The sequence below is a fragment of the Frigoribacterium sp. AC512 genome, from assembly GCF_979258295.1.
The window spans coordinates 2,643,391-2,654,973 of record NZ_OZ409850.1; the positions used below are offsets into that span (position 1 = coordinate 2,643,391).

Annotated in this window: 8 protein-coding genes; 1 reads left to right on the forward strand and 7 read right to left on the reverse strand. The window is 71.5% G+C overall.

Annotated features, from left to right (window positions below; genetic code table 11):
- Positions 1-27: 27 nt before the first annotated feature.
- From ACZZ97_RS12150 to ACZZ97_RS12175, 6 genes are all read right to left on the reverse strand, one after another.
- Positions 28-4,458: an FtsK/SpoIIIE domain-containing protein gene (locus tag ACZZ97_RS12150; protein WP_463473326.1), complete on the reverse strand. Its 4,431-nt coding sequence runs from the start codon at positions 4,456-4,458 to the stop codon at positions 28-30.
- Positions 4,459-4,481: 23 nt separating this feature from the next.
- The gene (locus ACZZ97_RS12155; protein WP_463473327.1) at positions 4,482-5,090 is read right to left on the reverse strand and encodes a hypothetical protein; all 609 of its coding nucleotides are present in this window, start codon (positions 5,088-5,090) and stop codon (positions 4,482-4,484) included.
- A gap of 67 nt (positions 5,091-5,157) precedes the next feature.
- The gene (locus ACZZ97_RS12160) at positions 5,158-5,790 is read right to left on the reverse strand and encodes a hypothetical protein (RefSeq protein ID WP_463473328.1); all 633 of its coding nucleotides are present in this window, start codon (positions 5,788-5,790) and stop codon (positions 5,158-5,160) included.
- A 535-nt stretch (positions 5,791-6,325) separates the two neighbouring features.
- Positions 6,326-7,654, reverse strand: coding sequence for a hypothetical protein (locus tag ACZZ97_RS12165; protein ID WP_463473329.1), 1,329 nt, complete (start codon positions 7,652-7,654; stop codon positions 6,326-6,328).
- On the reverse strand, positions 7,654-7,944 hold the full coding sequence (locus tag ACZZ97_RS12170) for a type VII secretion target (RefSeq protein ID WP_463473330.1): 291 nt from the start codon (positions 7,942-7,944) through the stop codon (positions 7,654-7,656). The genes ACZZ97_RS12165 and ACZZ97_RS12170 overlap by 1 nt, the downstream gene beginning before the upstream one ends.
- 73 nt (positions 7,945-8,017) lie before the next feature.
- A complete protein-coding gene (locus tag ACZZ97_RS12175; protein ID WP_123547744.1) occupies positions 8,018-8,311 on the reverse strand; it encodes a WXG100 family type VII secretion target in 294 nt (97 codons plus the stop codon).
- 419 nt (positions 8,312-8,730) lie between these two features.
- On the opposite strand from ACZZ97_RS12175, the gene ACZZ97_RS12180 reads away from it, so the two are divergent.
- Positions 8,731-9,024, forward strand: coding sequence for an FHA domain-containing protein (locus ACZZ97_RS12180; RefSeq protein ID WP_463473331.1), 294 nt, complete (start codon positions 8,731-8,733; stop codon positions 9,022-9,024).
- A 31-nt stretch (positions 9,025-9,055) separates the two neighbouring features.
- On the opposite strand, the gene ACZZ97_RS12185 is transcribed toward ACZZ97_RS12180, so the two are convergent.
- Entirely contained in the window at positions 9,056-11,479 is a 2,424-nt protein-coding gene (locus ACZZ97_RS12185) for an ATP-dependent helicase (protein ID WP_463473332.1), read from the reverse strand.
- Between the last annotated feature and the right edge of the window lie 104 nt (positions 11,480-11,583).

An 11,583-nucleotide genomic window follows, 5' to 3' on the forward strand; every position in this document is an offset into this window, starting at 1 on the left:
AGGCAGGGCTGCCGGACGACGGCCGGGTCACGGCACGGGCACCTGGGCCGGTTGGACGACACCGTCGCCGACGTTGACCTGGGCCACGCCGACGCGAGGGCGGACGGACAGCGAGCTCCGGGGCACGACCGCCCCGATCAGGTCGCCCTCCGCCGGCACCTGCGGGCTCAGCAGCGCTCCGCGACGGCCCCGTCTCAGGTCGACGTGCCATCCCGTGAATCCGTGGGCGAGCTCGGCCGAGGAGCCTGCGGCGACAAGGGCCTGCCCCCGTTCCGCGCACGACGCGACGAAGTCGGCCAGCCATGCCGCAGCGGGGCAGTCCTTGAGCGTCTCCGCGTCGTCCACCACGAGCACACGGCGTCGCTGCCCGCCGTCGAACCACGGCCCGAGGTCGGCGGCGGACACGGCCGCCGTCGCGAGCACCGAGAGGACGCCGGGCACGGCCTCGAGCTCGCGGAGCGGCGAGGCACGCGGGGCGACGACGACGAGCTCGACGTCCTGAGCCAAGAGGGAACGCGCCATCGTCAGGAGCACGGTGCTCCGTCCGCTGCGACCGGGCCCTGCGACGAGGAACGTCCCGCCTCCGGCGGAGAGATCGGGACCGACCACGCCCATGTCGTCGCCCCCGAGACCGACCATCGCGATCATGGCGTCGGCCCGGATCACCGGCGAGCGCCGAGCCCAGGCCTCGCCGAACCCCACCGGCCCGTCGAGGCGCTCGAGACGGAAGGGGCGCCGGGCGGCCGGCACAGTCCTGTCCCGCTCCGTCGCCAACGCGCCGCGGACCCGCAGGGAGTCGGCCTGGGCGCTGGCAGCGGGATCGTCGCAGAGAAGTGCGACCTGCGTCTCGACGGCCGTCTCCGATGTGAAGCACCGCCCGTCTCCGATCCTCTCCGGCAGCGTCCTCGGCGACAGTCCAGCGAGCCCGTAGTCAGCGCGGTCCGCGAGTCGCAGGACGAGCTTGTCCTCGACCATCGTCGCGAGCCGACCCGTGATGAGCTGTCGATCACCCGTGACGACGAGGTGCACCCCGACTCCGGCACCCTCGCGCAGCAAGAACGTCACCTGCTCCACGGGCTCCCCGTGGTCGAGCTCGCCGAGCGATGCCGTGAAGCCCTCCCACCGGTCGATCATGAGCACGACGTGCGGCATGCGGTCGGCGAGGACCGACGCGCGTCGTTGCTCGGCGACGCCGCCGTGCCCCTGCCGGGCGAGCTCGTCCTGCCGCCGCAGCGTCTCCGAGACGAGGCGCGCGAGCAGACGCCGGACACGGTCCACCTCGCTGCGTTGCACGACAGCGCCGGTGTGCGGCAAGGCCGCGAGCGGCAGGAGCGCTCCGCTGCCGCAGTCGATCCCGTAGAGGTGCACATCGGCACACGACGTCCGGTCGGCCACGGAGGCCGCGAGTGTCCGGAGCACCTGCGAGCGGCCCGATCGGGGCGCTCCGACGAGGAAGAGGTGGCCGGAGGCGTCGAGGTCGACGACCGCCGCTTCCTGCGCCTGTCGGGCAGGGTGGTCCTGCAGGCCGAAGGGCAACGACGCGAGCTCCGCGGCCTGCGCCCCCGGGCGCCCGGTCGGGCCGATCGACCTCTCCCCGGGGGGCCGAGGCAGGTCGTCGAGCAGCACCACGTCGGGCAAGGCGTCGAGCCAGGGCCGGTGCGGGGCCGCGCCTCCTCTGAGCCGGTGAGCGGCGGCGGCCGCGGCGACGAGATGTGCCAGATCAGTGAGCTCGTCGTCGTCCGCTCGCACGTCCTCGGGAGGGAGCTCCGGGATCGCGCCGATCGTCGACCACGTCAGTCGACAGCTCCAGACGGGTCCGGTCTGCGTCACGACGGCGCCGGGCGCTCGTCCGCCGACCCGTCCGGCCTGGAAGGGCAGGAGCGCGCCCGCGCCGAGCCTGACGAAGGCCCGGCCGGGGGTGGAAGGGGAGATGGCGGCGGCGTCGGGGGCGTCGATGACGTCGGTGCTCTCGGACGGGTCCGTCACCCTCAGGGCGATGCGCAGGGCAGTGTTCGCACGGATGTCGGCGGAGACGACGCCCGTGGGCCGTTGTGTCGCCAGGACGAGGTGGATGCCGAGGGAGCGCCCGCGCTGGGCGATGTCCACGAGACCGGTGACGAAGTCCGGGAGCTCCCGCACGAGGGAGGCGAACTCGTCGATGACGATGACGAGCCGCGGCAGGGCGGTCGTGAGCTGCCCGCGGGCGACCTGCTCCGCATGGTCCTCGACGTCCTTGGCGCCCGCCTCCGCCAGGACCAGCTCACGCCGGTGGAGCTCGGCGCGGAGCGAGGTGAGGGCCCGCTCGACGAGGTGGCCGTCGAGGTCCGTCACCGTCCCCACCGTGTGCGGCAGGGGCGCGAAGTCCCGGAACGCAGCGCCGCCCTTGTAGTCGACGAGGACGAACGTCATCGCGTCGGTGTCGTTGGTCGCGGCCAGCGACGCCACGAGGCTCTGGCGCAGCTCGGACTTGCCGGCCCCGGTCGTGCCCGCGACCAGGGCGTGCGGGCCGTCCGCGGAGAGGTCCACGGCGAACGAGCCGTCGATGCTCTCTCCGAGCACGACGCGGGTGCTCGGCCCGAGTCGTCGCCAGCGATCCAGGACGGCACGGGCGTCCGGCTCGTCCAGACCGAGCAGGTCGAGGAGGCGAGAGGTCGAGGGCAGGCCGCCTGCCTCGCCCTCGTGGTCGACCTCGACGACCGGCGCCACGGCCCTCGCGACCGTCTCGTGCCAGCCCTGCGGCAGCTCGTCGGCGAGCACCTCCTGCAGGCTCGTCGCGCGCTGTGCGGCGACGCCGTGCCGGTGCGCTCCGGCAGAGACGACGGCCACGCACTCCTCGGGCAGGGAACGCTCGTCGACGTCGAGGCAGATCGCCCAGACACGCACCGACGGACCCTCCTTGAGCACGGTGACGAGCCCGGGCAGGGTGCGCAGCCGCCGGGCCCCGTCCACGACGACCACCACGTCGGGGGCGTCGGGGTCGACCGCTCCGCGCGCCTCGCGGGCTGCTCGCCGCCGGGCCTCGATGAGGGCCGCGAGCTCGGCGAGCCGGCGAGCGACTCCCTCCGCGTCGTGGCCCACCCGGATCGAGCACGAGCCGCCGGCGCCGGGGCGGGTGTGCGGCAGCCATCGGAGCCACGACCAGTGCTCTTCACCGGAGGGCGAGGTGAGCAGCACGACCTCGACGTCGCGCGGGCTCTGCAGCACGCCGATCTGCGCCAGCAGCCACGCGACGAGCGGCCGGGCGTGCTCGTCGCGGCCAGCGATCCCCACGACCCCGCAGCGGGGCAGGTCGAGGGTGACGGGGACGGCGTGCGCCTCGCGGGCGACGGTCCGCAGGTGCTCGAGCTCACGAGGGTCGTCGATGGTGACGCCCGAGGGGTGGTCAGCCGTGCCGACACGGAGAACGAGGTGATCTGGATCGGCGCGGCGGCGCTCCCACAGCCGGGCACGACGACGCATCGCGATGTCGAGCACGGCGGCGGGGTCGGGGCAGCTCGCCCGCCGCTCCTGCTCGAGCTGGTGCACGGCGTCGTCTGCTGCCGAGAGCACCGACGATGTCGCCGCCTCGTGCTCGTCGAGTCTCCGTCGGTGGGTCAGCCGTCCGTTCCGCCGGTCGGACACGTAGTTGGCGACCAGCACGATCGGCGACATCAGGCCGAAGGCGAGGTACATGAGGTGACCGAAGAGGCCGACCATGACCGCGGCCATCGCGAGCGGGGCCAAGGCGGCGACGACCGGGAGCGGTCGCCGTGCCGGCGCCTGCGGCTCGGGTGGCAAGCGGAAGGCGGTCGGCGGCGATTCGGGGAGCAGCCGTGGCGGTCGGGCGAACTCGAGGTGCGTCCCGCTCCGCGCCAGGTGGAGCGCTGCGCCGGGCCGGCGCCCGGCGGCGACCCCGAGCAGGACGCTCCCGACACGCACGACGGACGACTCGTCGAGCTGGACGGACTCGACGAGCGGTCGCCGGTCGACGGTCACGACGGGGCCGTCAGCGAGCGCGTCGCCGGCAGTTCCGTCACCCTCCGTCCCGAGTGCGGGCTCGATCGTGAACCGCCCCGCACCGTCGAGACGGAGAACGGCCGCGAAGGCAGGCACGTCGTCGTCGAGACGAACCGTGGCCTGAGGAGACGACCCGATGACGCACACACCGGGATCGACGACGAAGACGGTCCCGGCCCCCGGCCCTCCGACGACGCGGATGCTGGGCCCGTCGTCGGGCAGGGGCGCGGGGCCAGGAGGCGCACCGATCATCAGCAAGCTCCCCTCGAGCACGAACCCCTGCGCTACGCACACGTCGAGCGCCACCGCACGGCCGTCGACGGTCACCGCCCCGCACCCCGATGCGTGCCGATCGGCGGTCGCCCCCGCTCCGAGGTGCGGCAGCGCGGACGCGATGAGCTGACCCACGGTCGTGTCGGGGCTCACCTCCCAGACCACGTCGGCCCGCTGTCCGCTCGACACGTCGAGGACGGTCGCCGAGAGCCTCACTCCGCTCGGACGACGCTGATGCCGTCGATGAAGTCGTCGACGACGGGCAGGAGCAGCGGCACGTTCTCCGGCGGACCGAGCTGGCAGGCGATGCGCAGGTCGAAGGGCTCGGACCGGAACGCGGTCGCGACCATCGTGGTCAGCTGACCGGCGACGTCGGCGTGCACCAGGCCCCGGAGTCCTCGCCCGAGACCATGGGCGGTGACGTCCTGCAGCGCGGGAGGCTCCAGAGCGTCGAGATCCGTCGTGAGGACGAGGCGTCGCAGCAGGTCGTCACGGTCGCCCTCGCAGAAGGCGTACTGGATGCGGAGCAGCAGGAACTCGCTCGTGACGGACGGCAGGTGCAGGTACCTGAGTTCGTCCTCGTCCTGCCACTCGGCGAGGTGCTCGAGGGTCCTGGTCAACCAGCGCTTGTTCGCACGCGAGGTGCCAAGGGACCTCGTGCAGACGTCACGGACGGTGGCGGCCACCCACGAGCGCGGCCCCTCGTGGCCTTGGTGCGGCCACGAGGGCGGCAGGCAGATCCACGTGGTCGCGTCGTAGCCGACGAGGATCTCCATCGGCGGGTCGTCCCGCGGGGCCACGGCGTGAGGCGAGTCGGTCATGGGGCGTTCTCCTGATCGGTGTCGGGCTGTGGGCAGGTCGAGGGAGGCGGGGCGGCGAGGGTGAGCGTCACTCGACCGGCCGATCAGTGATGAGGCGGCCGCGGTCGTCGCGCCAACGGACGGTCGTCAACACCGCGTCGAAGAGCTCGACGAACGCGTCGGCCACCTCTCCGCGGCCCCGAGCCTCGGGCGCCTCATCCGCGACGACGGTGAGGACGATCGAGACCAGCAGGTGGTCGTGCCCCACGACGCGGGCGAGGACGGCTCGGCGCCGGAGGACCCGTTCGCGTTCGTGAGGCGCCGCAGCCTCGAGCTCCCACGACACCGCCGGGTCGCCTCCCACCACCGTGGGCGTCGCACCGGCCGCGACCCGCGCGAGGAGCAGTCGGTCGAGGTCGCTGTGCGCGCTGCGCGTGACGGGCACGGCGGCGAACACGATGCTGCACGCCACGCCCGCGTCCGGCACGGGACCGGCCGTCACGTACGAGTCGAGCACCGCGTGGTGCACGTCGGCGTCGCCGACCCGCCGGAGGGCGTCGACGAAACGCGTCTCGAACTCGGGACCGGGGCTGGTCTCGTACAGCTGATCAAGTACCGTCGCCAGCGCCGTCTCCGGCCCCGCGCCTCCTGGGATGCGGATGAAGCCCGGCGGCACCACGACCGAGTAGGAGGCACCGCGCGCCCCAGAGTCGCGGGTCACGTACCCCGCCCCCTTCACCGCTCGCTCCGGGAGACGTGACGCTTTCGGGAGTGCTGCGCCGCAGTCCGTCGAATAGCGGCGCTCAGGACGTGTCGCACGAGGACGTTGCAGAGACCGACTGTGCCGGCGATGCAAAGGACAGTGCCCGGGATGACCGAGTCCCGGGGCCATTCCGGCATATCGAGGAAGGCGACCGCGAAGAGGAGGCCGTCCACGCCCCCGAGCAGCGCGAACACCGCTGTCACGGTCGGGCTCCAACTGGACGGAATAGCCGTCGCTCGCACGGTGCGCGCCACCGCGACGACGAGCAACGGCATGGAGACCCAGAACGGCCACGAAGGGAGGTCGAGCGGAGGCCAGCTCTCACTCGTCCGCATCAGCTCATCACCGGACGGGGCAGGTTCGCCGTGTGCTTGCCGGACCAGAGCCACCACCGCAAAGACTGCGCTCCCTCCCCAGTATCCGAGATGAGCCAGGAAAACGGAGGCGAAGACCAACCAGTCGAACCACGTTCGGCGTGGCATGGGGAACCGGCTCACCATGCTGTACCGAAGACCGTGCGAGACGACGCAAGGGGAAGTCGTTCGCGGAGGTCCACTGCGGCGGACCAGACCTCCGAGCCGACGCTCTGCACCTGCCCCGCCCATGCCAGAGCTCGCAGAGGTCGCAAGCCCTGCATGAGGTCAGCAGCGTGCGCCAACTCGGCCGCCGACGCGCCTGGCCGTTCCTTGGCGACATAAAGCATCAGGTGGGCCGTAGCCGCGTCGCCCCCCGCCGAGAAAAGTACCGGGCTGAGAGCTCGAGGCCTGCTCCGGTAGAAGGCCTTGGCGACGGTGGCCCGTGCAAGCGACGACGTCATGCCCTCAGCCACGAGGGCTTCAGCTTGCGCCCCGCGCAGTGCAGCTACTGACCTCTGCGCACTGTTCGTCAAGACTTTCCCTGTACCGAGCGTCAGCAAGGAGAAAGCTGCGAAGCCGAGATCGACGAGGGTGGAAGTCCCTGCGAGCGACCGAGCGAGGGTAAGTCCGACACTCAGGAGCGCCAAAGCTAGGGCGATCGGCCCCAGGAACGGGAGAGCTAGCGACAGAATCCCCACGATCATGCCGACCCGATCCACGACTTCCAGAACTTTCCCGATCCACGCATCGTTCTCGCGCATCCAGTCCTGGAACGACTCGAAGCCCGGAGCGAGCGCATCGCGCAGCGCCGATCCCTCCCAGGCCATGGTGATCGCATCACCGACATCGCCGACCGCCGTCCCGACCGCGTGGGCCACGCCGCCGAGGTCGTCCCAGAACGAGTCGTGCAGGCCGTCGTCCGTGGCGTCGTCGAACCGCCGGATCGCGACCACAGCGGCGGCGTCGGCGGCGGCATGGGCGGCAGCGAGGCGGCGAGCCGACGTCGCGATCCGGTCACGCGCCTCCTCGCGTCTCAGTTCCTGCGCCGCAGCCCAGTCCTCGTACTGCTGCTTCGCCGGCCCTTCGGGCTCGAGCATCGCGCGTCCCTCGTAGGTCGTCACGAGGCGGTCGGCGGCGTCGAAGTCCTCCCTCGCACGGTCGTTGTCGCGCACCGCGGGACGCGACTCGTCGAGGGCGCTCGCCAGCGACCCCGCATACGATCCGAGCGCGGCCCCGGCCTCGACGTAGCGCCCTCGTGCCGCGCTGAGCCTCGCCTCCAGGTCCGCTGCCGCGTGCAAGAACGCCGCCACGGCCTCGCTCTCGGCCGACGACGTGTCGAGCGATCGCAACGAGGACGCGGCCGATCCGATGGACTCAGCGGTCAGCGAGAACCGCTGCGCCATCCGGTCGACGACGGCGGGATCGCCGGGGACGACGGCCAGGGGAGACGACCACGAGTACGCCATCAGTCCTCACCTGCCAGCGACGCAGCGAGTTCCGCGTCCGCGGCGTCGAAGCCGTCGGCGATGCCGAGTGCGGACGTGCCGAGGTCGCCGATCGCCTCGGCGAGCTGTCGCCGAGAGTCGTCCCACCCTGCGGCGAACGACCGGACGCGCTGCGCGAGGCCGGCATGGCCGCACGCGTCCGCGTCGTCGATGCCGTCACCGCCTGCCTCGAACGCCGTCTTCACCTCGCCGAGCGTCGTGAACAGCGACCGGAGGTCACCCGTGTCGACCGTGAGGCTCGATCGAGCCATGTCATCTCCCTCTCTCGGGTGGTCGCCCGCCCCGCCGGCACGGCGAGACGGGCGTCCGTCATCTGGTCGGGCGTCAGCGCAGGCTGCTGGCGAGCTGCTCGTCGGTGCTCTGCAGGGCGTCAGCTGCGCCCTCGAGGAAACCGGCCATCCCCTCGATCGCCTGGATCGTCTTGCTCGCCCCGCTGGTGAACTCGCCGTACGCCGAGTCGAAGGCCTTCGAGGATCGGTCGGTCACGAACCCCGAGCCGACGAGGGTGTCGATCTGCGACCTGAGCTGGCTCAGCTGGTCCTCGATGGCTCGCTGTCCGTTGCGGAGCTGGGTCGCCTGGGTGCGGATGTCGTCGAAGGTGACGGAGACGTTTGCCATGGGTGGTCCTCTCTCGCGGCGACCCGCTCTGAGCCGCCCAGCATTAACATGTCACATGAACAGACGGTTCGGGGCGCATTCCACAGGAAGGAGACGAGATGGCACGAGGGTCGAGAACGAGGAGGGATCGCCGACGGGCGCCGGAGCACAGCCGACCCCTCGCGGAGGAGGACGTTGAGGTGTTCCGACGCGACGGTCTCCTCAGCAAGGTGATCCGACTGCCTCTCGTGGCGGGGGCGCCGTCCGTCCCGATCCCCCCTCCCCCGCGGATCTCCCTGCCCACGCACACCGCGCCGGCAGCCGCGCCGTCAGTCGCACCGGCCGCCGCCCCGGCCACGATCCGGGACCACGGGCAGGGGCCCCACCACGATCTGTGCCTCGCAGACGGGACGAGGACTCGGATCACGTCGGCGGGGCTGGTGGTGGGCCGCCGCCGATCATCGGCGACGGCCTCGGACCCGTCGTCGCCCCGGAGGCTCGAGCTCGAGGACGAGTCGAGGTCGCTGTCCCGCGAACACGCCCACCTCGTCGTCGACGACCAGGGCATCGTGAGGGTCACGGACCTCGGCTCCGGCAACGGAACGACGGTGCGGCGATCCGGAGGCACGACCGTCGAGCTCGTGCCGGGAGCCCCGTTCGTCCTGGGGATCGGCGACGCCCTCCACCTGGGCGGCACGACGGCCTTCCTGCAGGAGGCGCGATCGAGCCCCTAGGACGCGGCGAGCCCCCGCTCGCTCGACCCGCCTAGACCTTCTCGATCGGCGCGACCTTGATCAGCAGCTTCTTGCGGCCGGCGGTGTCGAACAGCACCTCGGCGATGCGGCGGGCGCCCTCGCCGGTGACGGCCATGACGCGGCCCTCGCCGAAGTCGACGTGCGAGATGCGATCGCCCGTCTCGAGCACCAGGTCGCCGTTGTCTCGCACCGTGCCGGTGACGCGGTTCGCCCACTCGGTCTTCGGCTTCGTCTTCGCCGCCGCCGTCTGGCGGTCGTAGCTGCCGCTGCCGTAGCCGCCCGACGCGCGCGGCGTCGCCCCGCGGTTCGTGTCGGGGCCGCCCTCGCGACGCGCGTTGAGCGCCCGCGGCTGGGTGCCTCCTCGGCTGTTCGCCATGCCGGGCGACTGCTTCCAGTCGATCAGGTCGACCGGGATCTCTTGCAGGTAACGCGACGGCATCGCGACGTTCACCTCGCCGAACTGCGCACGGGTCATCGCCAGCGACAGGAACAGCTGCTTGCGGGCACGCGTGATGCCCACGTAGAACAGCCGGCGCTCCTCCGCGGGGCCGCCCGGCTCGCTCGCCGACATGCGGTGCGGCAGCAGGTCTTCTTCGACACCGGTGAGGAACACCGCCTCGTACTCGAGGCCCTTCGCCGTGTGCAGCGTCATCAACGAGACCGTGCCGCTCGAGTCGTCGAGGTCATCGGCCGCGGCGACCAGCGTCACCTCGGTGAGGAAGTCGAGCAGGGTGCCGTCGGGGTTGTTCCGCTGGAATTCTTTCGTGACCGCGACGAGCTCGTCGATGTTCTCGGCACGCGCCTCGTCTTGAGGGTCTCTCGACGCCCGCAGCGCCTCCACCAGGCCGCTGCCCTCGATCAGCCGGGTGAGGATCTCGTGCACCGGCGCCGTGTCGGCCGTCGCCTGGACCTCGTCGAGCAGGGTAGCGAGACCGGTGATCGCCCCCGTCACCTTCGGGCCGAGGCCGAGCTCGCGCGCGTTGCGCATCGCGTCGCGCAGGGGCGCCTCGCGCTCGTCGGCCCAGCGCTGCATCGCCGTCTCGGTCGCCGGGCCGATGCCGCGCTTCGGCACGTTCATGATGCGGCGCAGCGCCATCGGGTCGGAGGGGTTCGCGACCGTGATGAGGTACGCCATCGCGTCCTTGATCTCGGCACGCTCGTAGAACTTCGTGCCGCCGAGCACCCGGTACGGGATCGCCGAGCGGATGAAGATCTCTTCGAGCGCCCGGGTCTGCGAGTTGGTGCGGTAGAAGACGGCGACGTCTTTGTAGGCCGTGCCCTGCTCGTGCAGCTTCGCGATCTCGTCGGCGACGAACTGCGCCTCGTCGTGCCCGGTGTAGCCCGTGAACCCGACGATCTTGGCGCCCTCGCCGACCGTCGTGAACAGGTTCTTGGCCTGCCGGTCGAAGTTGTTGGCGATGACGGCGTTGGCCGCGTCGAGGATGTTCTGGGTCGAGCGGTAGTTCTGCTCGAGCAGCACCACCTTCGAGTTGGGGAAGTCGCGCTCGAACTCGACGATGTTGCGGATGTCGGCGCCGCGGAACGCGTAGATCGACTGGTCGCTGTCGCCGACCACCGTGAGCGACGCCCCGGGGATGCGACCGCTGCCGTCGCGCATCGACTGCACGAACTGCCCGCCGCGCTCGAGGGCGTCGACGTGCTCGGGGTCGACGGGACGCGTCAGCTCGCGGATCAGCGCGTACTGCGCGTGGTTGGTGTCTTGGTACTCGTCGACGAGCAGGTGGCGGAACCGTCGCTGGTACGTCGCCGCCACGTGCGGGAACGCCCGGAACAGGAAGACGGTCTGCGCGATCAGGTCGTCGAAGTCGAACGCGTTCGCCTGCTGCAGCGACCGCGTGTACTGCCGGAAGATCTCGAGGAACATCACGTCTTGCGGGTCGCCGGCGTTGATCTGCCGGGCGTACGTCTCGACGTCGCTGAGCTCGTTCTTGAGCTTCGAGATCTTGCCGGCCGCCTGGCTGACGGTGAAGCCGAGCGAGTCGGCGTCGAGCTGCTTGAGGATGCGCTTGAGCAGCGCCTTCGAGTCGGCCGAGTCGTAGATCGTGAAGCTCTTCGTGAAGCCGAACTGCTCGGCCTCGCGGCGCAGGATGCGCACGCACGCCGAGTGGAACGTCGAGATCCACATGCCCTCGGCCGCCTGGCCGACGAGCTGCTGCACGCGCTCGCGCATCTCGGCCGCGGCCTTGTTCGTGAAGGTGATGGCGAGGATCTGGCTCGGCCAGGCCTCGCGCGTCGCGATCAGCCCGGCGATGCGGCGGGTCAGCACGCTCGTCTTGCCCGAGCCGGCACCGGCGACGATCAGCAGCGACTGCCCGCGGTACTCGACCGCCTCTCTCTGCTGCGGGTTCAGCCCCGCGGTCAGGGGATCACCGGCAGAACCGGAAGCGTCAGAGGGCTCGAGCACGATCGTCATGGCGCGGCCAGTCTAGGCCGGGCCCCCGACATCCGAGCCGGGACGGAGGAGGCGCGCCAGGCCGGCGCAAGGCCGACACCGGCCCGGCACCAGCCCGGCGACAC

Bases quoted from the DNA above. Each gene is read 5' to 3' on its own strand.
- ACZZ97_RS12185 (WP_463473332.1), bottom strand. From the start codon at position 11,479: ATGACGATCGTGCTCGAGCCCTCTGACGCTTCCGGTTCTGCCGGTGAT.
- ACZZ97_RS12165 (WP_463473329.1), bottom strand. From the start codon at position 7,654: ATGGCGTACTCGTGGTCGTCTCCCCTGGCCGTCGTCCCCGGCGATCCC.
- ACZZ97_RS12175 (WP_123547744.1), bottom strand. From the start codon at position 8,311: ATGGCAAACGTCTCCGTCACCTTCGACGACATCCGCACCCAGGCGACC.
- ACZZ97_RS12170 (WP_463473330.1), bottom strand. From the start codon at position 7,944: ATGGCTCGATCGAGCCTCACGGTCGACACGGGTGACCTCCGGTCGCTG.
- ACZZ97_RS12155 (WP_463473327.1), bottom strand. From the start codon at position 5,090: ATGACCGACTCGCCTCACGCCGTGGCCCCGCGGGACGACCCGCCGATG.